Source organism: Muribacter muris, from assembly GCF_004569585.1.
Classification (GTDB): domain Bacteria; phylum Pseudomonadota; class Gammaproteobacteria; order Enterobacterales; family Pasteurellaceae; genus Muribacter; species Muribacter muris.
Map to the genome: position 1 here is coordinate 1 of NZ_SPPA01000029.1, position 24,654 is coordinate 24,654.

Annotated in this window: 27 protein-coding genes and 3 pseudogenes; 20 read left to right on the forward strand and 10 right to left on the reverse strand. The window is 45.6% G+C overall.

Annotation, left to right across the window (positions count from 1 at the left end):
- Window positions 1-114: 114 nt before the first annotated feature.
- The 8 genes and pseudogenes from E4T80_RS10970 to E4T80_RS11000 all read left to right on the forward strand — a co-directional run.
- Window positions 115-1,572, forward strand: a pseudogene (locus tag E4T80_RS10970) (DUF927 domain-containing protein); the annotation flags it as partial.
- A 580-nt stretch (window positions 1,573-2,152) separates the two neighbouring features.
- Window positions 2,153-2,275, forward strand: coding sequence for a hypothetical protein (locus E4T80_RS13275; protein ID WP_265588406.1), 123 nt, complete (start codon window positions 2,153-2,155; stop codon window positions 2,273-2,275).
- Window positions 2,276-2,439: 164 nt separating this feature from the next.
- Window positions 2,440-2,706, forward strand: a complete 267-nt coding sequence (locus tag E4T80_RS10975; RefSeq protein ID WP_135058353.1) for a type II toxin-antitoxin system RelE family toxin — start codon at window positions 2,440-2,442, stop codon at window positions 2,704-2,706.
- Window positions 2,707-2,746: 40 nt separating this feature from the next.
- Window positions 2,747-3,142, forward strand: a complete 396-nt coding sequence (locus E4T80_RS10980) for a helix-turn-helix domain-containing protein (protein ID WP_135058355.1) — start codon at window positions 2,747-2,749, stop codon at window positions 3,140-3,142.
- A gap of 695 nt (window positions 3,143-3,837) precedes the next feature.
- Window positions 3,838-4,137 (forward strand): type II toxin-antitoxin system HigB family toxin, encoded by a 300-nt coding sequence (locus E4T80_RS10985; RefSeq protein WP_135058357.1) that lies wholly within the window; start codon window positions 3,838-3,840, stop codon window positions 4,135-4,137.
- Between the two features lie 8 nt (window positions 4,138-4,145).
- Complete coding sequence (locus E4T80_RS10990) at window positions 4,146-4,508, forward strand: helix-turn-helix domain-containing protein (protein ID WP_135058359.1); 363 nt, start codon at window positions 4,146-4,148, stop codon at window positions 4,506-4,508.
- 688 nt (window positions 4,509-5,196) lie between these two features.
- The gene (locus E4T80_RS10995) at window positions 5,197-5,697 is read left to right on the forward strand and encodes a hypothetical protein (protein ID WP_135058361.1); all 501 of its coding nucleotides are present in this window, start codon (window positions 5,197-5,199) and stop codon (window positions 5,695-5,697) included.
- Window positions 5,697-6,158, forward strand: a complete 462-nt coding sequence (locus E4T80_RS11000; protein ID WP_135058363.1) for a type II toxin-antitoxin system YafO family toxin — start codon at window positions 5,697-5,699, stop codon at window positions 6,156-6,158. Before E4T80_RS10995 ends, E4T80_RS11000 begins: the two co-directional genes overlap by 1 nt.
- Before the next feature lie 750 nt (window positions 6,159-6,908).
- Here the strand turns inward: E4T80_RS11000 and thrC are convergent.
- On the reverse strand, window positions 6,909-8,183 hold the full coding sequence (thrC, locus tag E4T80_RS11005) for a threonine synthase (protein ID WP_135058365.1): 1,275 nt from the start codon (window positions 8,181-8,183) through the stop codon (window positions 6,909-6,911).
- Window positions 8,184-8,398: 215 nt separating this feature from the next.
- Here thrC and E4T80_RS13280 point away from each other — a divergent pair.
- A pseudogene (locus E4T80_RS13280) lies at window positions 8,399-8,521 on the forward strand (glycerol-3-phosphate transporter); the annotation flags it as partial.
- Here E4T80_RS13280 and E4T80_RS11010 read toward each other — a convergent pair.
- Window positions 8,501-8,806, reverse strand: coding sequence for an addiction module antidote protein (locus tag E4T80_RS11010; protein WP_135058367.1), 306 nt, complete (start codon window positions 8,804-8,806; stop codon window positions 8,501-8,503). The pseudogene E4T80_RS13280 and the gene E4T80_RS11010 sit on opposite strands and share 21 nt — an antisense overlap.
- Before the next feature lie 31 nt (window positions 8,807-8,837).
- A complete protein-coding gene (locus E4T80_RS11015; protein ID WP_438861430.1) occupies window positions 8,838-9,146 on the reverse strand; it encodes a type II toxin-antitoxin system RelE/ParE family toxin in 309 nt (102 codons plus the stop codon).
- Between the two features lie 351 nt (window positions 9,147-9,497).
- Here E4T80_RS11015 and ygfZ point away from each other — a divergent pair, with 351 nt between their 5' ends.
- The 4 genes from ygfZ (at window position 9,498) to rraA (ending at window position 12,769) form a co-directional block, all read left to right on the forward strand.
- Window positions 9,498-10,376, forward strand: a complete 879-nt coding sequence (ygfZ, locus tag E4T80_RS11020; RefSeq protein WP_135058371.1) for a CAF17-like 4Fe-4S cluster assembly/insertion protein YgfZ — start codon at window positions 9,498-9,500, stop codon at window positions 10,374-10,376.
- The gene (gene rnhB / locus E4T80_RS11025; protein WP_135058373.1) at window positions 10,373-10,966 is read left to right on the forward strand and encodes a ribonuclease HII; all 594 of its coding nucleotides are present in this window, start codon (window positions 10,373-10,375) and stop codon (window positions 10,964-10,966) included. Before ygfZ ends, rnhB begins: the two co-directional genes overlap by 4 nt.
- Window positions 10,963-12,213: a paraquat-inducible protein A gene (locus E4T80_RS11030; protein ID WP_135058375.1), complete on the forward strand. Its 1,251-nt coding sequence runs from the start codon at window positions 10,963-10,965 to the stop codon at window positions 12,211-12,213. The genes rnhB and E4T80_RS11030 overlap by 4 nt, the downstream gene beginning before the upstream one ends.
- 61 nt (window positions 12,214-12,274) lie before the next feature.
- Window positions 12,275-12,769, forward strand: coding sequence for a ribonuclease E activity regulator RraA (rraA, locus tag E4T80_RS11035; RefSeq protein WP_135058377.1), 495 nt, complete (start codon window positions 12,275-12,277; stop codon window positions 12,767-12,769).
- A 66-nt stretch (window positions 12,770-12,835) separates the two neighbouring features.
- Here rraA and E4T80_RS11040 read toward each other — a convergent pair whose 3' ends face one another.
- From E4T80_RS11040 to E4T80_RS11055, 4 genes are all read right to left on the reverse strand, one after another.
- Entirely contained in the window at window positions 12,836-14,248 is a 1,413-nt protein-coding gene (locus tag E4T80_RS11040; protein WP_135058379.1) for a multicopper oxidase domain-containing protein, read from the reverse strand.
- A 1-nt stretch (window position 14,249) separates the two neighbouring features.
- A complete protein-coding gene (locus tag E4T80_RS11045; RefSeq protein ID WP_135058399.1) occupies window positions 14,250-14,972 on the reverse strand; it encodes a 1-acylglycerol-3-phosphate O-acyltransferase in 723 nt (240 codons plus the stop codon).
- Window positions 14,973-14,982: 10 nt separating this feature from the next.
- Window positions 14,983-16,008 carry a porphobilinogen synthase gene (hemB, locus tag E4T80_RS11050; RefSeq protein WP_135058381.1) on the reverse strand — a complete coding sequence of 342 codons (1,026 nt, stop codon included), beginning with the start codon at window positions 16,006-16,008 and terminating at the stop codon, window positions 14,983-14,985.
- A 79-nt stretch (window positions 16,009-16,087) separates the two neighbouring features.
- Window positions 16,088-17,731, reverse strand: a complete 1,644-nt coding sequence (locus tag E4T80_RS11055) for a ShlB/FhaC/HecB family hemolysin secretion/activation protein (RefSeq protein ID WP_135058383.1) — start codon at window positions 17,729-17,731, stop codon at window positions 16,088-16,090.
- A gap of 155 nt (window positions 17,732-17,886) precedes the next feature.
- Between E4T80_RS11055 and lptM the strand changes: the two genes are divergently transcribed.
- The 5 genes from lptM (at window position 17,887) to hflX (ending at window position 22,072) form a co-directional block, all read left to right on the forward strand.
- Window positions 17,887-18,000 carry an LPS translocon maturation chaperone LptM gene (gene lptM, locus E4T80_RS11060; RefSeq protein ID WP_135058385.1) on the forward strand — a complete coding sequence of 38 codons (114 nt, stop codon included), beginning with the start codon at window positions 17,887-17,889 and terminating at the stop codon, window positions 17,998-18,000.
- A gap of 69 nt (window positions 18,001-18,069) precedes the next feature.
- Window positions 18,070-19,326 carry a diaminopimelate decarboxylase gene (gene lysA, locus E4T80_RS11065; protein ID WP_135058387.1) on the forward strand — a complete coding sequence of 419 codons (1,257 nt, stop codon included), beginning with the start codon at window positions 18,070-18,072 and terminating at the stop codon, window positions 19,324-19,326.
- A 79-nt stretch (window positions 19,327-19,405) separates the two neighbouring features.
- A complete protein-coding gene (gene miaA, locus E4T80_RS11070; protein ID WP_228064748.1) occupies window positions 19,406-20,380 on the forward strand; it encodes a tRNA (adenosine(37)-N6)-dimethylallyltransferase MiaA in 975 nt (324 codons plus the stop codon).
- 32 nt (window positions 20,381-20,412) lie between these two features.
- Window positions 20,413-20,694, forward strand: coding sequence for an RNA chaperone Hfq (gene hfq, locus E4T80_RS11075; protein ID WP_047975825.1), 282 nt, complete (start codon window positions 20,413-20,415; stop codon window positions 20,692-20,694).
- Between the two features lie 22 nt (window positions 20,695-20,716).
- On the forward strand, window positions 20,717-22,072 hold the full coding sequence (hflX, locus tag E4T80_RS11080) for a ribosome rescue GTPase HflX (protein WP_135058401.1): 1,356 nt from the start codon (window positions 20,717-20,719) through the stop codon (window positions 22,070-22,072).
- A 40-nt stretch (window positions 22,073-22,112) separates the two neighbouring features.
- Here hflX and hutZ read toward each other — a convergent pair whose 3' ends face one another.
- Together hutZ and hutX are read right to left on the reverse strand one after the other, a co-directional pair.
- Window positions 22,113-22,637, reverse strand: coding sequence for a heme utilization protein HutZ (gene hutZ, locus E4T80_RS11085; protein WP_135058391.1), 525 nt, complete (start codon window positions 22,635-22,637; stop codon window positions 22,113-22,115).
- Window positions 22,638-22,651: 14 nt separating this feature from the next.
- On the reverse strand, window positions 22,652-23,143 hold the full coding sequence (gene hutX, locus E4T80_RS11090; RefSeq protein WP_135058393.1) for a heme utilization cystosolic carrier protein HutX: 492 nt from the start codon (window positions 23,141-23,143) through the stop codon (window positions 22,652-22,654).
- 229 nt (window positions 23,144-23,372) lie between these two features.
- On the opposite strand from hutX, the gene secE reads away from it, so the two are divergent.
- Complete coding sequence (secE, locus tag E4T80_RS11095) at window positions 23,373-23,783, forward strand: preprotein translocase subunit SecE (RefSeq protein WP_135058395.1); 411 nt, start codon at window positions 23,373-23,375, stop codon at window positions 23,781-23,783.
- A gap of 1 nt (window position 23,784) precedes the next feature.
- Window positions 23,785-24,366 (forward strand): transcription termination/antitermination protein NusG, encoded by a 582-nt coding sequence (gene nusG / locus E4T80_RS11100; RefSeq protein WP_135058397.1) that lies wholly within the window; start codon window positions 23,785-23,787, stop codon window positions 24,364-24,366.
- Between the two features lie 98 nt (window positions 24,367-24,464).
- On the opposite strand, the pseudogene E4T80_RS11105 reads toward nusG, so the two are convergent.
- Window positions 24,465-24,654: pseudogene (locus E4T80_RS11105) on the reverse strand (IS481 family transposase); the annotation flags it as partial.

A 24,654-nucleotide genomic window follows, 5' to 3' on the forward strand; every position in this document is an offset into this window, starting at 1 on the left:
TTAATTCACCATTGCCATATTTTAGAAACGGGTAATGAATCTTATCGATTTAAACATCGTAATTAAGAAATAATAAAAGTGGATCACTTTTAAAGGATCTTTGTGGTTCAATTTTGGAAGATCATTGACACCCGTGGGCTTAAAATCACCAATAACACGACACTGAAAAACGAGCTGGCGGACTATCTACAAAACAGCGGCGACCGCAAGCTGTGGACTATCAGCAATGCGACCGGCTGGCAAAACGGGGCATATATTCTGCCCAACGGCGAAGTGATTGGCGAACCGGATACGCCCGTGTTATTCCGCAGTCAATCGGCAAGCTATGCCGGCTACGATACCAAAGGCACGTTGGCAAGCTGGCAGGCGGAAATCGCCGCCAATGTGGCGGGCAATCCGTCTATGATGCTCGGCGTAGCCTGTGCCTTCGCTGCCCCGATTATTCACCTGATTGAAGCAGACAGCTTCGGCGTTCACCTGTTCGGCGGCTCAACCGCAGGCAAAACCACGACCGCCAATATTGCCAGTTCAATCTACGGACACCCTGACAAAACCCGCCTATCGTGGAATGCGACAGGCTTAGGCTTAACCAACGAAGCCGCCGCCCGTAATGATAACTTTATGCCGTTAGATGAAATCGGGCAAGGCTCACACCGCAAGCACGTGGAACAAACCGCCTATGCGTTGTTTAACGGCGTAGGCAAGATACAGGGGGCAAAGGAAGGGGGCAACCGAGAGCTGACACGTTGGCGGATTATGGCGTTCTCCACAGGCGAAATCGACCTTGAGGGCTATCTCTCGGCGGGCGGGATTAAAACGAACGCAGGGCAATTAGTCCGATTGCTGAACGTGCCGATTACGCCGGCAAAAATCTATCACGCTTTCCCCGACGGCAAAGCCCACGCCGACCACCTCAATTCAGCCAGTAAACAACACTACGGCATTGTCGGCAGGCAGTGGCTGGAATGGCTGACCGTTGCAGACAATCAGCGGGAACTGACCGCTTGTTATCAACGCACAAAAACCAAATGGCTTGACCGCTTACCAAGAGATGCAAGCCCGCAGGTGCAACGGGTGGCGGCACGCTTTGCGATATTGGAAACGGCATTACAACTGGCAAGCCCACTGACTGAATGGACGGCAGAAGCCAACAGCGAGGCACTGCTCCACTGCTTCAACGAATGGGTCAATGTGTTTGGCTTACATAGCCGAGAGGAAAAGCAAATCATTGAGCAGGTGAACGGGTGGCTATTGAGAAACGGATCACGCTTTATTGAATACCCGTTTAATCCCAGCCAACCCGAACCGAAAGATACCGCAGGCTATAAGCAGTTGGCGGACAATAAAACCGATGAACGCTTTTGGGTATTCCCGCAGGTTTACCTAGAAGACGTTATCAAAGGCTTTAATGAGAAACAAGCTAACGAGATTTTGGCAAATATCGGTATGCTGGCGACCAGTAACGCCAGCGGGTATAAATACCGTAAACAATTACCGAGAGCGATCAGAGGAAATAAGACAATCCGTTGTTATGTCCTCGAAATTTTGGACGAGGGAGAGGGGGAAGAGTAACGCTAATTAAAAAGGTTTTACCTATAAATCATTCAGAAAAACAAGGGGGCATCAGCTCCCTTTTTTATTGTTTTCTGCGAGCAGTTATTTACTAGAAAAAATTTTTTCTAAAAGGTACTTTTTTATTAGACACACTAGACACAAAATTATGAAATCTTTATATATCAAAAACTTAATGAAAAAAGTGTGTCTAAAAATAGGGTGTTTGTGTCTAAAAACAGCCCTTTTGTGTCTAATTTTAGGGGTTTTGTGTCTAACTAAAAAATGAACAGTTTGCCCTGTGTCTAAAAGTGTGTCTAACTGTGTCTAAGGTGTGTCTAATCGTTTTAGACACACTTTTGAAGAGTAACCATTTGAAAATGAAAGAATAATTTTTTAATTTTGGGGTGTGTCTAGTGTGTCTAAGAAAAAACAGCTATTTATATAAAAAAGGGGAGAAACGGGAGAAAAAACCAATATAGGCAAAACCTATCATAATGCCTATAAACAAGAGCATTTTTACCTTTACCCGCAGGCGTTTGAAGAAGCAACAAGAGGCAGCCCTAAACTGCAATCGTGTAAGATACTGGCAGACAAGGGAATGTTAAAGCGAGGCAATGAACCCCGCTATGAATACCTGATTAAACTGCCCCATAAAGTCGATCCGAAACGAAGCCGTTGTTATGTATTATTCCCGATAGACGAAAGCAAGGACGAAATCTAGCCGCTTGCGGTTAAGGTCATAATGACCGCAACAGTCCACCACCGCCAAAGGCGAATAATAGCAGGGATTACCTTTATTTATTAGATATTTTATTAGCTTTTCATTGATTTTATGAAGATAGAATCTTATGATATAAGTAAATTTCAAGAAGAAAGGGGCGAAATGTGGCAAATGTGATCCAGCTCACCACCAAGGCAGACAAACAGCTATCACGGATTGACAGCCGATACCAAACGGCAATTATAAAAGCGATTGAGCAGTTGGCAGATTTCCCGAGTATAACCCTTGATATACGCAAACTAAAGGGACAAGAAAGTCAATATAGGGCTAGAGTTGGACGTTATCGCATACTGTTTGAGTGGATTGACGGCTCACCCAAAATTATTGAAATTCAAGCCGTATTAAAACGAGATGAGCAAACCTATCAATAACAGCACAGGGCGGACTATCCGCCCAATTAAGGGGCAAGTAATGAAACAATATCAAACTATTCAAGACAGCAACGGAAAAGATTTATTTGTGCTTGTACCGATTGCCGATTTTGAGCAAATGACGGGCAGAGATAGTAATGGCTTTTTATACGATGATGAAAGCGATGATGATTTAGTCGAGCTTGATTATGAGCCATCAGACAATGACGGGGCAACAATCCCTTTTGGCGTAGTAAAAATCAAGCTAGAGAACAACGTAAACCTATTGGGGGCGTGGCGGATTTATCGCAATCTTTCACAACAAGAAGTAGCGGACAAATTAGGGCTATCACAAGGGGCGATCTCTCAAATGGAACGCAAGGACAGCAAACCACAGAAAAAGACCCTAGCACGCTTTTCATCCGTTTACGACTGCGAGATTGAACAGATGTATTAGTCGCTAAATCCTTTCTGATAAGGGGATTCTCAAGAAAGGCGAAGGGGCGTACAAATGGCTACGGCGAATACCGAGTAAAATCGACCCGAAGCGGACACGATGTTATTTGCTTTTCCCGATTATTGAACCTGATGACGAGGACGACAGCGAAGCATAAAAGCCAATTTATAATAGGCGTAGGCTATCAAGGCTTACGCTTTTTTTATTGCGATTAAGTGAGCGATTACTTTCTAAAAAAATTTTTTTACAGAATAGGTTTTTTATTTAGTCCAATAGTCCAAAAATAATTATTCACATAAATAACAATAACTTATAAAAAATTTCTGGACTAAAACGGCTTTTTTTGGACTAAAATTGAGGCGTTTTGGACTAAAATTAGGACATTTTGGACTACACAAAAAATAGACAATTTCAGATTTTGGACTAATTCTGGACTAATTGGACTAAATTGAAAAATGAAATTAGTCCAAAAAAAAGTGCCTTCAGCCCTTGTCGTACGGACTTTTGGACTAATGGACTAATTGGACTACGATTTTTTCTATATATATAAAAAAAGTTTTTCCGGCAGGCATTTTCAGCAAAGCAACGATTGGCGGATTGATTGGTAAAACTTTATAAATAAGAGACAAAATTAACTTGTGAACATACCAAAATGGGACTATTATTAGACGTAAGAACTCACCGCTGGAATAACTATGCGAATTATTGCGACCTCAACACTAATTAACTACTACCGCCAACACCCCGAAACAGAGCAACCGCTGAAAGCGTGGATTGCAGAGGTTAAGAAAGCAAATTGGCAAACGGCACACGATATAAAGGCACAATATAAAAATGCCAGTATCCTCAAAAATCGCCGAGTGGTTTTTAATATCAAAGGAAACGAGCATAGATTGATTGTGGCGGTGGCTTTTAGGCTAGGGGCTGTTTATATCAAGTTCATAGGGACACACGCAGACTATGACCGCATTTGTGCGGATAACGTGGAATTATAGGGGGAATGATGAACATCACACCAATTAGAACCGAAGCAGACTATCAACAAGCGCTCAAAGCGATTGAACCTTACTTCGACAAAGAGGACGAGCTAACTACTGATGAAATGGATTACTTCGAGGTAATGCTTGCCCTGATTGAAAATTACGAGAGCAAGCACTACCCGATAGAACTGCCTGACCCAATTCAAGCGATTAAATTCAGAATGGAACAAGACGGGCTGACAGTCAAAGACCTTGAGCAAATCATAGGTAAGCCTAACCGAGTGTATGAAGTGCTGAATAAAACCCGCCCACTCTCGTTAAATATGATCCGCAATGTTCATAGGCATTTAGGCATTGGGGCTGATGTGCTTATCCAAGCCGTATAAAAGGCAAGGGCAAATTGCAGAACTGGCATAATCTATTCATCATAATGCAGGGCGAACACCGCCCTTTTTCTTTACCACCTCATCAATCGCTATCACCTAGCCCACCGCCAATTCAAGACAAATTGATTTATCCGCCAAAATAGAGAGATTTGGTTGATAAAGGCATAGCCTGACATTTTAAAGAACAACTGGATCACAGGTTCAAATCCTTGCCAGTCAAGGCTTGAACAGTAAAAAACCTTCAAAAAAGCCCGTTTGTGATCACCCCTAACATATCGGCTACATTCAGTCGTGGTCATATCACCACACTTGAACCGTTACCATAAGGCAACATTTGAACCGTGTACATATGTACACAACTGAATTACAAAATCCAAATTTGGATTTTGCTTTAAAAACAACAAGAAGGAATGGGGACTATCCCCATCCCTTCAATGCGTTGCTATTATGGCGAAAGCGTAGGATTATCCTGAAGATGTAGGGAAAACATTCCCGAACAGGTAGGGATTTAACCAATGGTAACGGCTCACAAGGGATCAGGGAAATCCTTATACCTTTGTGATGGAAATCACCACGAAGCAGGAAAGCAAGCACTGAATAATCATCAATAGGTGCAAGTGTGTTTATTTATATTTATTTCCCTTTATAATACGCAATAAACCGCATAAGCACGCATAGGAACGTAAGAATGAAACTCACTAAAGCGACAATGCTACTTTCTGCGTTGATTGGAGGTAGTTCAAGCGTCCAAGCCACAGAAAGCCTACTCCCTAATGTCAATCATACAATAGAGCAGATACAAGCCCTTACCGCACAGCGTTCGTCTATTGAGCTGATTTTTCAAAATGTAGTGAGCTTAGCGGAGGATATAGAAAAAATTAACACGGATATTGCCAAGAGTATTGGTAAGGTAACACCAAGAGAATTTAATTATTTACGCTTAATCAATCACTCAATTAGCTTTGCTTTCCAATATCTCAAGCAACACTATCAACCAGAGATTTTTGCTCACTATCAAAAAGAATTTAGGCTACTTTCCAATAGTAAAAACCGCTTTGAAAATCAGCTTAAACATATTAGAGAAAATCTATATGGGGTAGAAATTGTTAGTGTAAAGGATTTGAGTTTATCGGAAAGAGAATTAAACGAGATGATGGTAGCATTAAGTCAAATGAAGCATCATCCATAATGCCAGCTAAATTCACCTTCCTGCCAATACTCACAAATATTCCCTACATTGATCGCCTCGCTGTTGGATTAGCGTTACACCACGATACTGGGAAATACCCTGATTTCTTAGGTCATAGTGGTGGATTTGAACAAAATGCAAAAGCGTCAGATAGTCAGTTGCATAAAATTCACATTGCACTATATCAAAATGATTGGACGCTAAGAACGTGGCAAAAACGAAGTGGCTACACTCGAACGTGTGATAATTTTGTGATTTATGTTCGGCATTTCTTTTTTGATGACTGTTTCCAAATCATTGATATTTTGACACCGGACGCACATAAAACGCTAGATTCACGAATTAGCCATTACATTGAATTGGCAGAACAATTTCACGCATTAAACCAACAAGAAATGAGTGTAATTGATTTTTACACATCATCACATCAAATTAGTAAAACTATCACACTAACACGCTAGTAAATCAACTTTACTGGAAAAGGAACGGAAAAGATACGGAAACAAAATAATCCTTTTTCCATTGATGATCCCCTAATCATTCCGTAATAAATCACAAGCCAACTAGATAAGTCAGTAGGGGGAGGTTTTGAAAAGGCAAGCCCAACGACTACGAACCGCCCCCCTACTCAAATTTTTACGCACGGCAATTTTTCAGAAAATATAGTAAGGCATCTCCTCAATTTTGAGGAGATTAGCCAATCCAAATTTTTCGCTCGTCTAACGAACGCAATTTTGCGTCGGTCAATCCAAATTTGGATCGGCTAACCAGCTCAAATTAGAGCTGGTAAGGTGAACGCAATTTTTCGTCGGCTAAATTTCACTGAAAAGGGAAATCTAATAATTTGTACAAATAACAGACTAATATTAGAGATGACTTTTGATTTTAGTAGTACGTTTAGTAGTACGAATAAGAACTGAATTGGATAAAACCATTGTATACCAATGCTTAAAAGCATCAATTCAGATGACCCCAGCGATAATGGATAAGAATATAACCTTTCTGACGATTAGAGGCTATTTTTACGTGTGAGCCTCAATGATGCTAAACGTGGATATTTAAATAGCTCTTACCATATCAGAATTTAAACTTTCTACTATTCATCATATAAAAAGACTGTTTCAGTTATTCTGAAACAGCCTCTATTTAATACTACCGACATTAAATTAAAAATTACAAATTCCCAGCATTATTTGACCGCTTGTGCCATTTTATTTAAGCAAATACGCTTTTAATTGAGCAAAATCATTTGCCATTACCTCGGATAAGAGCGGTAATTTATTATGTTTATCTAAGGCTTCCGGCAGAGGTAATTCAATCTCCAGAATGCGTTCGACCGATTCTTTGAATTTTGCCGGGTGGGCAGTGCAAAGGAAAATGCCCGTTTCGCCGCTTTGCAGTTGATCGTGCAAGAGTTGGTAAGCGATTGCGCCGTGTGGTTCGCATAAATAGCCTTCGGCATATTGGGCTTTTAGGGCGGTTTCCGTTTCAGCATCGTTTAATGCGCCTGAACCTAATTCCGACAATGCCCAACCGTTACGTTTAAATAACTCTTCCACACGCGGCCAGTTATTTGGGCGGCTAACGTCCATTGCGTTGGATAATGTCGCCACAGTCGCATTCGGCGACCATTCGCCCGAGCGTAAATAACGTGGTACGGTGTCATTCGCATTGGTGGATGCAATAAAACGTTTAATCGGCGAGCCGAGGGTTTTCGCAATTAAGCCGGCAGTTAAGTTGCCGAAATTACCGCTCGGTACGGACACGACCACCTCTTGACGTTTGTCTGCCGGCAACTGTGCGACAGCTTCAAAATAGTAACAAACCTGTGCAAGCAGGCGGCTGATATTGATTGAGTTAGCGGAATTTAAGCCGATTGCATCACGCAATTCAGCATCGTCAAAGGCTTGCTTCACAAGGGCTTGGCAAGCGTCGAAATCTGCTTCGATCGCCACAGTACGGATATTGCCGCCCAATGTACAGAATAGCTTTTCTTGCAGCGGGCTGATTTTGCCTTTCGGATATAAAATCACCACATTGATGTTTTCCAACCCGTAAAAGGCGTGGGCAACCGCCGCTCCCGTATCACCGGACGTTGCCGTTAGAATAGTAATTTTGCCGTCTCCCCGTACTGCCGCAAGGGCTTGCGCCATAAAACGTCCGCCAAAATCTTTGAACGCTAAAGTCGGGCCGTGAAAGAGTTCTAACGCAAAAATATTATCACTTACTTGGGCAAGCGGTGCCGGGAAAGTAAACGCATTTTTTACCATTGCGTTGAGCGTATCTGTCGGGATTTCCTCGCCGATTAACGCTGCCAAAATTTTTTGGCTACGCTCAACCAACGGTAATGCAAGCAGTTCCTCAATATGAGTGAGCTGTGGAATTTGCTGTGGAAAGAATAATCCCTGATCTTTGCCTAAACCTTGGCGTACCGCTTGAGCAAAATTGACTTGTTCTTCGGGGTGCTTGATGTTGTATAAGTTCATTCGGTTGTCCTTGTAATTGCCATCGCAAAATAGTTTGATTTTAGCGGTTCACTTTGTTTAGTCAATGGTAAAAACGGATTTTTCACCTTTAATGCGAACCGCTTCTCAGAATAGCACTTTCCAAATTGCCCGCCTCTTTTTTCAAGCGGATAATGGCGTTCACACTATTTTTTATTGGGCAATGCACCCAATACCCTGCCAAACAAGGAGTTCTTATGTTTTCATTTCTTAAAGCCTCACCGCCAACCACGAGAATCGCCTCTGACCGCACCGATGCAGAATACAAAAAATTGCGTTGGCAGGTGTTTGCCGTCTATCTAGGCATTAGCTGCGTCTTTTGAGGTAAGTGAGAGTGATAATTTAAAACCGAGAGCTTCTGTTATGCGTTCAAGCGTGCTGAGTTTCGGCTCTACGCTGCCTGATAAGGCTCTATAAAGGCTTTCTCTGCCTAACCCGGTATCTTTGGCTAATTGGGTCATTCCTCTTGCTCGTGCTACTGTGTTTAAGGCTTCAATAAATTCCGCTTTATCGCCACTTTCAAGCGATAGCTCTAAATAGGCTTTAATGGTTGCTTCATCGGTGAGGTATTTTGCTTCATCAAATTTATCTAATACTTTTACCATTTTTTATTCTCCATAGATCCGTTAGCGAGATTTAGCCGCTCTCTTGTGCTTTGATGTCTTCAAGCATTGAGATAGCTTTTTCAATATCGGCTTGCTGTGTTGTTTTATCTCCTCCGCAAATAAGCAAATAAAAGACCTCACCACGTTGAGCATAATAAACACGATAGCCTTTGCCTGTATCTATCCGCATTTCCCATATTTCATCGCCCAAAAACTTATGATCACCAAAATTGCCTTTTTTAGCTCGGTTAATCCGCTTGACTATGGTTGCTTTTGCGATAGGGTCTTTTATTTTTCTTAGCCATTCATCAAAAACAGTGGTTGGGCGAATGATGTAAATATCTGCCTTGCTCATCTCTGTTTCTCATACTTTTTTGGGATAATTTTATTTTAAAAGATACGGTTGTTCAACGGCTAATCGTATCTTTTATGATACATTTTATATTGACGCAATCGCAAATCGAAATATTAGGGAAAGAAAATTAGTCGATGTGTACGGCTGGGACGGTGGTTTTTACGCCTTAATTATCGCCTGCTTACTTGGCTTTAGCTTTATTGCGGTAACCCTTTTCCACACGCCGCAAAAATAACCTTACAAGCAGCTTGTTTTCGGGCAAAGCGCTTTACGTTTTCGCCCGTCTGTACAATAATGTATGATCTCGATCAATTTTAACAGATAAAAGGGGCAACAATGCGAGAAATCACCCGTGAATTGCCGACTCTATGCGTTCGGCTCGATCAGTACCGTTTAATTGAAATTGTCGGTGTCGATGCGGAAAAATACTTACAGGGGCAGCTTACCTGCGATGTGGCGAAACTCACTATCGGCGAGCAGACTCTAACCGCTCACTGCGATCCGAAAGGCAAAATGAGCGCCTTATTCCGCCTTTTTCGTGCAGGTGAACAACAATTTTTTGCGATTGTGTTGCAGGATCTCTTGCCGGAGGCGTTAATCCAGCTAAAAAAATATGCGGTGTTTTCCAAAGTCGCCTTCAACGAATGTGAAAGCGTGCTTTTCGGCACAACAAGCGGTGAGATCATTGCAAAAATACGCAACCAACCGACCGCTTGTATCATTGAAGGCGAACCGCAACGGGCAATTTTCTGGGGAACAGCGCCCGATCAAAGCGACGGCGACAGCCAATTATGGCATTTGCTCGACATTCAGCAGGGCATTCCGTTACTGTTCAAGCCAAATCAATTTGAGCTAATTCCGCAAGCGGTGAATTTACAGTGCCTTGAACAGGCGATTTCATTCACCAAAGGTTGCTATATCGGGCAGGAAACGGTGGCTCGTGCCAAATATCGGGGAATGAACAAGCGGGCGATGTTTACTCTCGTTGGCAACACAAATAATGCCGATTTACCGCCGATCGGCGAAAGCCTTGAATTGCAAATGGGCGAACACTGGAAAGCGACCGGCACAGTGTTGTCCGCCACACTTGACCGGCAGCAGCTTTGGGTGCAAATTGTGCTGAATAAAGATACACCGGCGGACAGCTGCTTCCGTTTCGGCGATACGGTATTGCATATCGTCCCGCTCCCTTACAGTTTGGATGACAACGAATGAGCCGCTTTATCTACCCAAACGCCCGCTACATTGCCGGTGTTGATGAAGTCGGCAGAGGCCCGCTTGTCGGGGCGGTGGTAACGGCGGCAGTTATTCTCGATCCCAATCAACCCATTGCGGGATTGGCGGACTCCAAAAAACTAAGCGAAAAACGCCGCCTTGCTTTAGCCGAAGAGATAAAAACCAAAGCGTTGAGCTGGTCGCTCGGGCGTGCCGAACCGGCAGAGATCGATCAACTCAATATTCTGCACGCAACAATGCTGGCAATGCAGCGGGCGGTGGCAGGCTTAGCTGTTCAGCCGGATTTTGTGCTGATTGACGGCAATCGTGTGCCGGATTTGCCAATGCCGGCGCAAGCGGTCGTCAAAGGCGATAGCTTGGTGGCAGAGATTAGCGCCGCGTCTATTTTGGCGAAAGTCGCCCGTGATGCCGAAATGGCGGAATTGGATCGCCAATTTCCCGACTATGGTTTTGCCCAACACAAAGGCTACCCGACCAAACTGCATTTTGAAAAATTAGCCGAGCTGGGCGTTACCCCGTTCCACCGCCGCAGTTTTGCGCCGGTTGCCAAAAGGCTGATGCAAAAATGAAAAGCGCCCCATATCACCTACAACGTTGCCTAGAGTGCGACAGTTTGGTCAAAATTGCAAACGATTTGCCTAATAAGACCGCTTGCTGTCCGACTTGCGATGAGGTGTTGCAATCGGGCAATCGTTGGAGCTTACGCCGCTGTGCGATTTTGGCATTATCCGTTTTGATTTTATTGCCCTTCGCCCTGTTTTTCCCGTTAATGAACATCGAATTATTGGGCGTGCCGATTTATGCGTCCGTATGGGGCGGGGTATGGAAAATGGCAACCGCTGGTTTTCCCTACACCGCATTTATGATTTTACTCTGTTCGGTAGTAATGCCGTTTGCCTTTGCGTTATTGGTGCTATCCCTACGCATTCAGCGTTGGATCGGACATCGTCCCCGTTATACGCTCTTACTGCTGAATAAAGCAAAACAGTGGGTAATGTTGGACGTTTATTTAGTCGCCTTAGCCGTTGCCGCCTTTAAGGTACGAGAATATGCGACCCTCGCGTTTGATCCCTATTTGATCGCTTTCGTTGCCTCGGCAATTCTCACCACGCTACTTTTTATTAAAATCGATCCGAAACGTTGGTGGCGGGATTTTTACCCCGAATATCACCCCTTATCCCCCGACACCACCGACAAGGTACAGCTTTGTGCAGAATGTGAATATACCTTTGCCGAAACCATTGTCGATAAAAAAGGGCAGGCCCGTTGCCCTCGCTGCGAGAGTAAAGTCGATCTGCCCGACAGTATTAAATTACAACGGGTTTGGGCAACGTTAGTGGCTGGTGTGGTGATGATGATCCCGGCTAACATACTGCCGATTTCTGCGACCGAATTAGCCGGCACAGTTTCCGCCGATTCCCTTATCGGCGGCGTAATGCTGTTTCTCGGAATGGGCAGCTATGCGGTTGCAGCGATAGTGTTCATCGCCAGTATCGCCGTGCCGTTCAGCAAAATTGCCGTGATTTTGTACCTGCTACTTGCCATTCATTACCGCTGGCGACACCCGATTCACTGGCAGATGAAACTACTGCATTATGTGCATTTTGTCGGACGTTGGTCGATGCTCGATCTGTTCGTGCTTGCGTTAATGATGTCGTTGGTTGAGCGAGGGCAAATTATCAGCTTTTCTGTCGGCGAAGCAGCATTCTACTTCGGAGCTGCCGTCTTTTTAACGATGATTTCGTCCAGTTACCTAGATGCCCGAATGTTATGGCGACTTCACCGCCAAGCCCCATCGACAAGCGGTGAAATTTGAACAAATCTTTGCAAAGGGTTATACTTCGCCCATAAAAAAATCAACAAACCAAGGAGCTATTATGCGTATTGACACTTCCGAACTGTGCGATCTCTATTCCGACCAAGTGGATGTTGTTGAACCGATTTTTTCAAGTTTTGGCGGCGTTTCCGCCTTTTGCGGCAAAATCACCACCGTTAAATGCTTTGAAAGCAACGGACTGATTGCCGACGTATTGGAAGAAGAGGGCGAAGGCAGAGTGCTATTGGTAGATGGCGGCGGTGCGGTGCGCCGTGCATTGATTGATGCGGAATTAGCCCAACTTGCCGTTGAAAACGGCTGGGAAGGGATTATCGTCAACGGCGCAGTGCGTCAATTAGATGTTCTGGAAACCCTAGACATTGGCATTCAAGCCCTCGCCCCGATTCCGGTGGGCGCAGATAACACCAACATCGGCGAAGTCGATACCCCGGTTAATTTCGGCGGCGTAACCTTCCTCCCCGAAGACTACGTTTACGCCGACCTCACCGGCATTATTCTCTCGCCGGAACTGCTGGATCTTGTCGATGAAGAATAATAAACAGAAAAACCGTGTTGAACACGGTTTTCTTATTCTCAGCTCTCACTATTTCAAATACCGATATTATTCAGCTTGAACAACGATTTGTCCCATTGCCCCTTTGTCTCTGAGCATAAAATCCGATACGCCAAAGCTAAAGGGTAGCTGCTCGGACGAAGTATGATCGAATTTAACTAACAGCGTTATTTCCTGATCTTGCTCAAGCCATACCGTATCGCGCCAGGCCAGTTGATGATAAGGGACTTGCGAGCGATTGCGGGTTTCAAGAATGAATTTTGCCCCCTGAATGGTAAAACCTATCGGATAATTACTGGTTAAATACCAACGTTCCACACTACCCTGTTTGGCGACGACATCAATGCGTTTCGGGTCAAAGCGTTGCTGATTGATAAGCCTATCTAGCGGACGTAGCATAAATTTACGTTCTTGGCTGATTTTCAGATTAAGCTGATTGAGATCCAAGGGCGGCAAGTGTGGCATTTGGTTCAAGGCGGCAGATAATCCTTCCGGACGTAGTTCTACCACGACATTATCGACTAATTCATCATCATTGGAGAATAGTTGTTTAACAGAATAAAAAAGATCCCGCTTTTCACCACTAATCAGCGAAACGGTTTCGCCCTCACTTAAATCGACCAAGACTTCGACCCGCTCACTTGGTGCAAACAGAATTGAGTGCATTTCCAGCGGTTCTGCTAACATACCGATGCCTGTGGCAATCAGATAGAGCGGTTTGGCATTATCCAAAGCTAAGTTATAGGTACGAGAAAGGGAAGCATTGACGAGTCGTAAGCGCACCCAGCCACGAGGTACATTCACATAAGGTGATGCCTTGCCATTAGTAAACAGACGTTTACCGAAAAATTGCTTGGCTTGGCGATCTAAAACTTGCACGCCCTCTTTGTTAAACAACTGATCTTGCAAGATAAGCGGAATATCGTTTACGCCATACTTATTCGGCAATGCTGCTTTGCGGCTTTCCTGATCTTCAATCAGCCATAATCCCGCTATGCCACGGTAAAGTTGAAAGGCGGAATTTAGCATTGTATCGGCGTGATACCAACAACTACAAGAGGGTTGATTAACCGATAAAATAGGCGACCAACTACGGTTAGGGGCTAGGATTCGTTGATTAGAACCGACCATTGCCGTAGGTGCTTGAAGCCCTTGAATATTGATTGAGAGGGGCTGTGGTAAACTGTTAGAGTAAGTTAATTTAACAAAATCCCCCGATTTAACCCGTACTGTCGGACCGAGATATTGACCGTTGACACCCCAGACCTCCACAAGTTTATTCGGCTCAAATTGTGTCTGCGCTGAGCGGAATTCAAGCCGTATCGGTTTACCCCGCCCAACATCAATTAACGGCGGAATAGAAAGTGCAGGGCGATCTTTAGCAAGCACAGGTAAAGGCGTACCGGCAACCGTGCCTGCCCACGCACAACGCGTAAGAAATTGACGGCGGGAAAGGTTCATATTATTGATGCTCTAATTTTGTAACTTGTTGATCCAATTCGTCAATTTTAGCTTGCATTACGGCGTGGCATTTTTCGATAAGCTCCTTTAAATTATCACGGTTATAGCCTGTGGTGTCGATTGGATCAAGGGTTTCGCAAATCACCACGCCATTGTTCCAACGGTTTAAATCCACTTTGTTATGTAACGTTGAGCAGACTACCGGCACAATCGGTACGCCGGCTGCAATCGCCGTATGAAATGCGCCGGATTTGAACGGTAGTAAGCCTCGCCCTCGGCTGCGAGTGCCTTCCGGAAACATCCAAATGGAAATCTGCTTTTGGCGGATAATTTCACCCACTTTATTCATTGTGCTGATGGCACTGCTGCGTTTTTCCCGATGAATCAGCACATTGCCCGTTGCCCAGTACACCAACCCGAAAAACGGAATCCAAATTAGGCTGCGTTTGCCCACACTCACCGTTCTCGGTGGTACCATTGCCGCAATGGTGAGCATATCGTAGTTATTTTGGTGATTGCCGATATAAATGGCCGGCTGATTAAAAGCCGGTTTAGGGCGGGTTATCATGGTTAAGCCGACCAATTTATGCAGTGAGCCGAACATTCTTGCCACCACGCCGACACTACTCGGGTGTCGAAAACGTGCCAACGCATAAAGCGTGCCGACCAAGCAAATGATAACGGCACACACCACTACGGCAATTACACGCAAAAGTTTTAACATCATTTCAATCCTATTCTTTTCCGAAACGTTCTTGATAGAGCCACTCCGCCACCTGTTTGGCAAAATAGGTTAAGATACCGTCAGCACCGGCACGTTTAAAGCAGAGCAGCGATTCCATTACACAGGCTTTTTCTTGTAACCAGCCGTTTTGAATGGCGGCTTGGTGCATCGCATATTCACCGGAGACTTGGTAAGCAAAGGTAGGCACACCGAAGGTCTGTTTCACACGGTAAACCAAATCCAAATAAGGCATCCCCGGCTTAACCATTACCATATCTGCCCCTTCTTGAATATCAAGAGCCACTTCGTGCAAGCCTTCATTGCTATTTGCCGGATCGAGCTGATAAGTCTTTTTATCGCCGCCTTTTAAGTTCGCTGCCGAACCGACGGCATCACGGAACGGGCCGTAATAGTGGGAGGCATATTTCGCCGAGTACGCCATAATTTGCGTGTTGATAAAGCCGTTTGCCTCCAATGCAGCACGGATTGCGCCGATGCGACCGTCCATCATATCGCTCGGAGCAACAATATCTGCACCGGCTTCGGCGTGAGAGAGTGCCTGCTTGACCAACACTTCCGTTGTCATATCGTTTAGCACATAGCCTTCATCGTCAATAATGCCGTCTTGCCCGTGAGTCGTGAACGGATCTAACGCCACATCGGTAATCACGCCCAATTCAGGGTAAGCCTGTTTTAACGCCCGCACCGCGCGTTGTGCCAATCCGTCCGGATTATAGGCTTCTTCCGCCATTAGTGATTTTTTCGCTTCGCCGACCACCGGAAACAGCGCAATTGCCGGCACACCGTATTTCACCAATAAACCGGCTTCCACCAGCAATTGGTCGATGGTTAAACGTTCCACCTTAGGCATTGACGGCACAGGCACACGTTGGTTTTCGCCCTCAATCACAAATACCGGATAAATTAAATCATCGGCGGTGAGTTTATGCTCGGCAATCAAGCGGCGACTAAAATCGTGTTTACGCAAACGGCGTAAACGGCGGTGCGGAAATGAGGTTGAAAGATACTGGGTCATACATCGTCCTTATCAAACGGAATCAGAAAATAGCGGCAGTATAGCACAACCGCCAATGACTTACCCGTTGGTTAAAGTGTTAGAATGTGAAGCTCGCATTCGCATTGATACTGCGCTCTTGCTCTACGCCCTGACGTTGATATAGCCGCCCTGTCGCCCATTCTAGTTGCAGTTGCCAGCGAGGGTGAACCGTTTTAATCCCTAACGCATAACCCAACGCCTGCTGGCTGTTCGCACCGGTCGCCGTCGTTTTTTGCAACCCGACATCCAGCGCCACATAAGGCTCAATCTGCCATTGATGCTGCTGGTACAACCAACCGAACTGATTTTGTAGCACAATGCTGCGTTCTGCGGATTGTGAAATATCATTAAAGCCTCGCACAGCATAACGACCGAGTAAATCCGCCTGTTTAATCGCCGGCAAATAATTTTGGCTATATTGCCCGATCAAGCGGTGCGATTGACGAAAAATTTGCGATTTTAGCTGATAAAAACGGTTAAATTGCAACTCGGCACGCCAGCGGTTAAATTGTCCCTCCGGCTGATCACGCCCCTGATTTGGCGTAGCATTCCACCATTTTAGCCCTCGCTCATAGTTGAGATCGGTAATCAGCGAGCCGTTTGGAAATAACTGTAAATGATTAAGACCGACTTGAACGGTCGTCAGTGCCGGACTTTGAAAGCCGATAATACTGTCTTGAAAATAGCTTTTACTTTTAATCCGTTCTAACTGCCCATAGATACTGGAAATCGAATTGGCATCACGCCGAAAGGTATAATCGGTGCGTAATGCCGCCTGCCAAGTATAACCCTTCTGCTGAACGGTATTATGTTGCAACGGAATCGTTGATTTAAACGCCGAGAATGAACCAAAGGTACTAAACGTCCAGTAACCGTAAGGAATCGTATGGAACAACGAGATCGAGCGATTAAAATTATGGCGGTAAGATTTCAGCGTATGAGCGGCATTAAGATAGAGCGTATCGGATAATCCGAGCGGGCTGTCGATATTTACCCCGCCCTTTGCCTGCCAACGCCCCGTGCGTTTTGACGCATAATTATCCAGCCCGATAAAGCCGGTGATACGGGATTTTTCTTCATTGACAAAAGCAAGCTCAATTTCGCCGTTTTTTGCCGGCAACACATCGACAGTTACTTTACTCCCCGGCATTTTATTTGCCTGATCCAGAGCTTGATCGAGATCACGAATATTCAACGGCTTGCCTAATTGATTTGGTAAAAGCGTGGTAAAATTCAACCGCTTGCTCTCGCCGGAAAAGCGGCTAATCCGCCCTTCCGTAACCCGCATTGTGAGCCTGCCCGACTGATCGTCCTCAAACTGAAACGGATTATACACATAGCCCAACGCTAAATAGGCAGCGGTAATGTCCTGACTGAGCCGATTCAAACGCACTTCGTTTAAACACTCACCCGCTTTTGGCGCAAGCGGTGCCGGATCAATCAAATGAAAGCCGACAAAACGGATTTCACTATAAGGCAAACAGACTTGCGATAAATCTTGGGCAGTTTGAGCAACCTCTGCCTGCTGGTACTGATGTTGTGCAACCCAACGCTGTTGCTGGGTTTGCTGGCGTTGCTCGTTTTGTGCTTTCGTTTGCTGTTGGAAGCGGTTAAATTCATTTTGTACCGGCGTTGGCGCAGGTTGCTGATTTGCCACTGCCAACAACGGCAGGCAAGCGAATAGGGTGGGGAGGTGTTTCATAACGGTATCCTAGCATTAATTCATTGTCGCATCATACCGCATAATCGGTAGAGTACGAAGATTAAACGACAAAATCCTACGGGCTTTTTCTTTGCTTGCACCGCACTTCTTCGGTACAATCTCACCGTATTTTACCGATCAAATAAGGAAACAAAATGAAAAAATACGGTTTAATTTTTGCCATTTTTTGCCTCGGTTTGACCGCTTGCGGGGTTAAAGGGCCGCTCTATTATCCGGAAAACGCCCCGCAGCAGACCGAATCTAAATAGCAAGCGGTCGGTTTCACGCAAAAATTTGCGATCTCATAACGAAAATGTGCAACACAACAGGATGTCAAAATGGATCATTTCAACTATCACAATCAGCAACTTTTCGCCGAAGAGATTGCCGTGAGCGAAATCATCGCCCAATACGGCACACCGGCGTATATTTATTCCCGTGCCACCCTAGAACGCCACTGGCACGCGTTTAACAACGCATTGGGCGATCACCCTCATCTGATTTGCTTTGCGGTGAAATCCAACGCCAATATTGCGTTACTGAATGTGATGGCAAAACTGGGGGCGGGCTTTGATATTGTCTCCCAAGGCGAGCTGGAACGGGTGTTGGCAGCCGGCGGCGATCCGGCAAAAATTGTCTTTTCCGGCGTGGCAAAATCCCACCAAGAAATTGCCCGTGCGTTAGAGGTCGGCATTCGCTGCTTTAACGTAGAATCGGTTGCCGAGCTGCAACGGATTAACCAAGTTGCCGGCGAACTGGGCAAAACTGCCCCGATTTCCCTGCGGGTGAACCCCGATGTTGATGCCCATACTCACCCCTACATTTCGACCGGCTTGAAAGAGAACAAATTCGGCATCAGCGTTAATGAAGCCCGCGAGGTGTATCGGCTCGCCAAAACGCTGCCGCATATCGCCATTCACGGAATGGATTGCCATATCGGTTCGCAACTCACTGAATTACAACCGTTTTTAGATGCAACCGACCGCCTGATTATCTTAATGGAGCAGCTCAAACAAGACGGCATTCACCTCACCCACCTCGATTTAGGCGGTGGTTTGGGCGTGCCTTATCACGATGAAACACCGCCGCACCCGACGGAATACGCTGCCGCATTACTGGCGAAATTAAAAGATTACCCCGATCTCGAAATTATCTTAGAGCCGGGACGTGCCATCACCGCCAATGCAGGCATTTTGGTCACGAAAGTGGAATACCTAAAACATAACGAAGATCGCCGTTTTGCGATTGTCGATACCGGAATGAACGATATGATCCGACCGGCACTGTACGATGCCTATATGCAACTTATTGAAGTCGATCGCCGCCTTGAACGCCCGTCCGCCGTCTATGATGTGGTCGGCCCTATCTGCGAAACCGCCGATTTCTTAGGCAAACAGCGTACACTGGCGATTGCCGAAGGGGATCTTATCGCCCTGCGTTCCGCCGGTGCGTACGGAGCAACGATGTCCTCCACCTACAATTCCCGCCCGCAAGCGGTTGAAATAATGGTGGACGGCAGCCAAGCCCACCTCATCAAAGCCCGTGCCGACTTTGCGGATTTGTGGCGACTAGAAGCGTTGCTGCCAAGTAATTAACTTATCAAGCGGTCGGTTACGCCTCATTTTTTGCAATTTTTCCCCGTTACCCGACCGCTTGCCAACAATGAAAAGACGAATGCAAAAACCTCTCGCAATTTTTTTAATGGGCCCGACCGCCTCCGGCAAAACGGATTTAGCCATTCGGCTACGTCAAACCTTGCCGGTTGAAATTATCAGCGTTGATTCCGCGTTAATTTATCGAGGAATGGATATCGGCACCGCAAAACCGAGCCAAGCGGAGCTGACCCTCGCCCCCCACCGCTTGATTGATATACGCGATCCGGCAGAAAGCTACTCGGTCGCCAATTTCCGTGAAGATGCCCTGCGGGAAATGGCAGATATTCAAGCCGCAGGAAAAATCCCCTTGTTAGTCGGCGGTACAATGCTCTATTACAAAGGCTTGCTGGAAGGGCTTTCACCATTGCCGAGTGCCGATCCTGCACTACGCACGGAAATTGAAGCGAAAGCAGCACAGCACGGCTGGGCGGCATTACATCAAGAGTTAGCCGTTATCGATCCCGTCGCGGCACAACGGATTAACCCAAACGACAGCCAACGGATCAACCGTGCGTTAGAAGTATTTTACCTTTCCGGTAAAACAATGACGGCGTTAACCGCTCAACAAGGGGAAGCGCTCCCTTACAATATCGTGCAATTTGCGATTGCCCCTCACGAACGGGCGGTTTTACACCAACGGATTGAACAACGTTTCGAGAAAATGATCGCTCTCGGCTTTGAACAAGAAGTGCGGGCATTATTCGAGCGAGGCGATTTACACGCCGATTTACCTTCTATCCGTTGTGTCGGCTATCGGCAAATGTGGGCATATCTCGAGGGCGAAATTAGCTTTGATGAAGCGATTTACAAAGGCATTTGCGCTACCCGCCAACTTGCCAAGCGCCAAATCACTTGGCTAAGAGGTTGGAGGAGTGGGCTAGAGTGGCTTGATAGCTTGGATCCGGACGGGTCGTTTGCAAAAATGATCGAAAAAATTGAGCAAAAGCAAAATGACTGTGGTAATATCAGCAACGCCTTTGGCAACATAAATTAGAAGACTATTATAATATAAGAGGGAACAAAGCAATGGCAAAAGGTCAATCTTTGCAAGATCCATATTTAAACGCATTACGCCGTGAGCGTATTCCTGTTTCAATTTATCTCGTGAATGGCATCAAATTACAAGGACAAATTGAGTCATTCGATCAATTCGTAATTCTACTGAAAAATACGGTCAGCCAAATGGTGTATAAGCACGCAATCTCGACCGTTGTGCCGGCTCGTGCTATTTCGCACAACAATAATGCAAACCACGCTCAACACAGCGCACCACAAGCCCCTGTTGAAGCAGCCGAAAAAGCGGAATAATCCTATCAGCTTATCTGCACCGATGCTCTCTCAACCAAGCACAGACAATGTGTTTGGTTTGGCTCAATTTGGAAAAGCCCCTACCTCTGCCCAAACAGAGCGTGCGATTTTAGTTCATCTCTATCTGTCGCAAGTAAAAGATACCGAAAACCTGTTGGAATTTCAGACCCTAGCTCAGTCTGCCGGTGTTGAAATTGCCGCTGTCTTAACCGGTAGCCGCCAGACGCTCCATATCAAATATTATGTCGGGCAAGGGAAAGCACAGGAAATTGCGCAGGCGGTCGACACCTTTAATGCTGCCGTTATCTTGGTTAATCACGCACTGAGTCCGGCACAAAATCGCAATTTATCCCAATTATGTGGCTGTCGAGTAGTGGATCGCACCGGCTTAATTTTGGATATTTTTGCCCAGCGGGCAAGATCGCACGAAGGTAAATTACAGGTGGAACTCGCCCAACTGCGCCATTTATCCAGCCGTTTGGTTCGCCGCTTAGGTCATCAGGATCAACAAAAAGGCGGGGCGGTCGGTCTCAGAGGCCCGGGCGAAACCCAGCTTGAAACGGACAAGCGGTTAATTAAGCTGAAAATTTTGCAACTGCAAAACCGTTTGGAAAAAGTGCATAAACAGCGTAGCCAAAATCGCAAAACACGGCAGAAAGCGGATATTCCGACCATCTCACTGGTCGGCTATACCAATGCTGGCAAATCAACCCTGTTTAACCGCCTCACTAATGCCAATGTGTATGCGGCGGATCAACTGTTTGCCACTCTCGATCCGACATTACGCCGCTTATCGCTCCAAGACGTTGGCACAGCGATTTTGGCGGATACGGTCGGCTTTATCCGCTTTTTACCGCACGATTTGGTGTCCGCCTTTAAATCCACCTTACAAGAAACCAGCGAAGCCGATTTGCTGCTGCACGTTATTGATGCCGCAGACAGTCGCCGTGATGAGAATATCGCCGCCGTTAATCAAGTATTGGAAGACATTCAAGCACACGATGTGCCAAGTTTATTGGTCTTCAACAAAATCGATCGCCTAGAGGGCGTTGCTCCGCATATTACTTACGATGATGAAGGATCGCCGAACGCCGTTTATCTTGCTGCCACAACCGAGCAAGGCATCGATCTGCTTTTGCACGCCATCAGTGCAAAGCTAAAAAATGAGCTGACCCGTCAAACGCTATTATTGCCGGTAACAAGCGGTCGGATCTACGCCAAATTTTACCAACAACAATGTATCCTTTCAGAGCAATTCACCCCATTTGGCGATCGATTAATTGACATTGAGGTCGATCACATTCAATGGCAAAAATGGCTCAAACAGCACCCTGAATTGAATGAATTTGCCGAGCTCGCCAAATGGGAACAGACATAACGGTCGTTTGGCACAAACGTCTCATACCAATGACGTAACACTAATCTACACGCTTTTTATGCCCCTCATCAATATGAACTAAATCCGCCGCGCCGCCCGCATCAATATGGAAGGCTTTCCCGAATCCTTTCACAAATAATCCGTTATGCACCTTGAAAGAGAACAATTTGAAATCCCCTAGTTCAATTAGCTTCTCGACCAATGCGCCGTGGCGTGCCTTTAGCTTGTCAATCCCCGTTTGCCACTCGGCACTATCACGCGCTATCATTCGTGCCGTCGCATCAAAGGTTAAACGGCGGCGGGCGAAAATCTCACTGCTCGCAGCTTCATCTTCAATCAACATTAACGAAAGCTTGGGCATCTGCATTAAATTGCGGGCGTGGCGGGCAACCGTGGAAATCAATACCTGATATTCACCATTGTCGATCACAAAAGGGGCATAACTCACATTCGGCACACCCTGTTCATCCACTGTGGCAAGCGCCAACGTTTTGATTTGTTGCTTAAATGTCTCAATTTCCGTGACTAAGCGGTTCTGCCACATTACTTGACGTGCATCTGTCATTAGATTTCTCCTTTTTACTGAAACTGTTTAAATCGGGCGACTTGCTCAGGCAATAATCTCCGCTGCTCATCCCGACCAAGATAAACCTTAAACATAACCTGACCGTCATTCGCAATAAAGGCAATGTGGTAACTCTCTTTGCCCCGAAACGGTAAACTGACAAAGACGATTTTCGCTATATTCGTCAATTTTAAATGCCCGTGTAACGCCCCTTCCTGCCCTTTCATATTCAAGTTGTAATAGCCCCGCCCAATAACCCCGCTGGGAAAACGATCTTTAATCTCAAAAATTGAGCCGGCTTTCTCAATAATCGTGGTAAATGTGCCCCACTCGCTAATGGTTGTCAGCAGACTTTCCGCCCGTTCCGGCGGGAAAACACGGATAAACTCCGCCGGCAGTGCACACAAAACCTCGCCTTCCGGGCACTGCAACATTTCCGCCATTTCAAGCGGAATCAAATTTGGGTTCTGAACAAGTAATTCAGCCACTTTCTCGATTAATGCCATTTTCTTTCCTATTTTTTAATAATAATTATCAACATCATATTAAAAGAATTGTGCGGAAAAGCAAGTCATTTACTCAAACACTTCTATCCTATTCAAGATTTTCGCCACTCGACCAACCAGCAAATTTGCGAAATTTATGAAAAGATCGTAGAAAGGCGCAACGACAAATGCTAGAATTGAGCGCTTTAAAAAATTGAACGTTCATATTTGTAAAAATTTTAGGTTGTCTATGGCTAAAGAAATGCAAAAAAGCTCGGAAAAAACGGAACAAAACGGGCTAAAAAGTAAAGGCGTAAACGGCACATTATGGGCAGTTTCTCTCGCCTTATTCGCAACAGCGGCGATTGGAAATACCTATTTCAGCACGCATTTTGCGTTAATCGTCCGAGTATTGTTATTAGTAGTATTGATCATCGCTGCGGTTGGGTTGGCGGCAATCACAAACCAAGGGCAAAAAGCGATCGGTTTCATTAAGGACTCCCGTCAAGAGTTACGCAAAATTATTTGGCCGACCCGCCAAGAAACTACACAAACCACACTGATTGTCTCGGCAATGTGTGTTCTCGTCGCACTTGCACTATGGGGGATTGATTCCCTGATCGTTACCGTGATTAATTTCCTAACCAGTTTGAGATTCTAAAATGAGCGAAACAGTAGTAGAAGAATTAACAACCGAAACTAAGCCGACCAGAATGCGTTGGTATGTCTTGCAAGCTTTCTCCGGCTTTGAAGCCAGGGTAGCAATGACCTTGCGTGAATACATCAAATTGCACAATATGCAAGATCAATTCGGCGAAGTGCTTGTGCCTACCGAAGAAGTGGTCGAAAACGTGGGCGGAAAACGTCGCAAAACCGAACGCAAATTCTTCCCGGGTTACGTCCTTGTGCAAATGGAAATGAATGACGACACTTGGCACTTGGTGAAAAGTGTACCGCGCGTGATGGGCTTTATCGGCGGTACAGCGGATAAACCCGCACCTATCTCGCAGCGTGAAGCGGATCGTATTCTCAACCGAGTTCAAGAAACCAGCGAAAAACCACGCCACAGAAAAGAGTTCCAACCGGGCGAAGAAGTGCGCGTTACTGAAGGGCCTTTCGCCGACTTTACCGGCACGGTGGAAGATGTGGACTATGAAAAAGGTCGCTTAAAAGTGTCTGTCTCTATCTTTGGTCGAGCGACCCCTGTCGAGCTTGAATTCGGTCAAGTGGAAAAAAGCTCATAATTTATAAACATATCAATTTAAATAAGGGGCATATATAAATTGTAGAAGATCAAACTCAATCTGACAGTCCCCGTTTAAAACGATGTGTGTCTGTCAGATTAATTTGAGCTTAAATTTTTTTCTGCCCAAATTCGTTTTCCATCAACTAATGTTTCCATTGCCGTTCTTCCACAGCACATTTTTCCTCGATGGGTTCGGTGATGGTTATAATACAGCAACCATTCATCCAAATCAGCTTGTAATGTACTCAAATCCATATAAATTTTCTTCCTAAATGCCACTTGGTAA

Bases quoted from the DNA above. Each gene is read 5' to 3' on its own strand.
- E4T80_RS13275 (WP_265588406.1), top strand. From the start codon at position 2,153: ATGTTAAAGCGAGGCAATGAACCCCGCTATGAATACCTGATTAAACTG.
- E4T80_RS10980 (WP_135058355.1), top strand. From the start codon at position 2,747: ATGAAACAATATCAAACTATTCAAGACAGCAACGGAAAAGATTTATTT.
- E4T80_RS10985 (WP_135058357.1), top strand. From the start codon at position 3,838: ATGCGAATTATTGCGACCTCAACACTAATTAACTACTACCGCCAACAC.
- E4T80_RS10990 (WP_135058359.1), top strand. From the start codon at position 4,146: ATGAACATCACACCAATTAGAACCGAAGCAGACTATCAACAAGCGCTC.
- E4T80_RS10995 (WP_135058361.1), top strand. From the start codon at position 5,197: ATGAAACTCACTAAAGCGACAATGCTACTTTCTGCGTTGATTGGAGGT.
- E4T80_RS11000 (WP_135058363.1), top strand. From the start codon at position 5,697: ATGCCAGCTAAATTCACCTTCCTGCCAATACTCACAAATATTCCCTAC.
- thrC (WP_135058365.1), bottom strand. From the start codon at position 8,183: ATGAACTTATACAACATCAAGCACCCCGAAGAACAAGTCAATTTTGCT.
- E4T80_RS11010 (WP_135058367.1), bottom strand. From the start codon at position 8,806: ATGGTAAAAGTATTAGATAAATTTGATGAAGCAAAATACCTCACCGAT.
- ygfZ (WP_135058371.1), top strand. From the start codon at position 9,498: ATGCGAGAAATCACCCGTGAATTGCCGACTCTATGCGTTCGGCTCGAT.
- rnhB (WP_135058373.1), top strand. From the start codon at position 10,373: ATGAGCCGCTTTATCTACCCAAACGCCCGCTACATTGCCGGTGTTGAT.
- E4T80_RS11030 (WP_135058375.1), top strand. From the start codon at position 10,963: ATGAAAAGCGCCCCATATCACCTACAACGTTGCCTAGAGTGCGACAGT.
- rraA (WP_135058377.1), top strand. From the start codon at position 12,275: ATGCGTATTGACACTTCCGAACTGTGCGATCTCTATTCCGACCAAGTG.
- E4T80_RS11040 (WP_135058379.1), bottom strand. From the start codon at position 14,248: ATGAACCTTTCCCGCCGTCAATTTCTTACGCGTTGTGCGTGGGCAGGC.
- E4T80_RS11045 (WP_135058399.1), bottom strand. From the start codon at position 14,972: ATGTTAAAACTTTTGCGTGTAATTGCCGTAGTGGTGTGTGCCGTTATC.
- hemB (WP_135058381.1), bottom strand. From the start codon at position 16,008: ATGACCCAGTATCTTTCAACCTCATTTCCGCACCGCCGTTTACGCCGT.
- E4T80_RS11055 (WP_135058383.1), bottom strand. From the start codon at position 17,731: ATGAAACACCTCCCCACCCTATTCGCTTGCCTGCCGTTGTTGGCAGTG.
- lptM (WP_135058385.1), top strand. From the start codon at position 17,887: ATGAAAAAATACGGTTTAATTTTTGCCATTTTTTGCCTCGGTTTGACC.
- lysA (WP_135058387.1), top strand. From the start codon at position 18,070: ATGGATCATTTCAACTATCACAATCAGCAACTTTTCGCCGAAGAGATT.
- miaA (WP_228064748.1), top strand. From the start codon at position 19,406: ATGCAAAAACCTCTCGCAATTTTTTTAATGGGCCCGACCGCCTCCGGC.
- hfq (WP_047975825.1), top strand. From the start codon at position 20,413: ATGGCAAAAGGTCAATCTTTGCAAGATCCATATTTAAACGCATTACGC.
- hflX (WP_135058401.1), top strand. From the start codon at position 20,717: ATGCTCTCTCAACCAAGCACAGACAATGTGTTTGGTTTGGCTCAATTT.
- hutZ (WP_135058391.1), bottom strand. From the start codon at position 22,637: ATGACAGATGCACGTCAAGTAATGTGGCAGAACCGCTTAGTCACGGAA.
- hutX (WP_135058393.1), bottom strand. From the start codon at position 23,143: ATGGCATTAATCGAGAAAGTGGCTGAATTACTTGTTCAGAACCCAAAT.
- secE (WP_135058395.1), top strand. From the start codon at position 23,373: ATGGCTAAAGAAATGCAAAAAAGCTCGGAAAAAACGGAACAAAACGGG.
- nusG (WP_135058397.1), top strand. From the start codon at position 23,785: ATGAGCGAAACAGTAGTAGAAGAATTAACAACCGAAACTAAGCCGACC.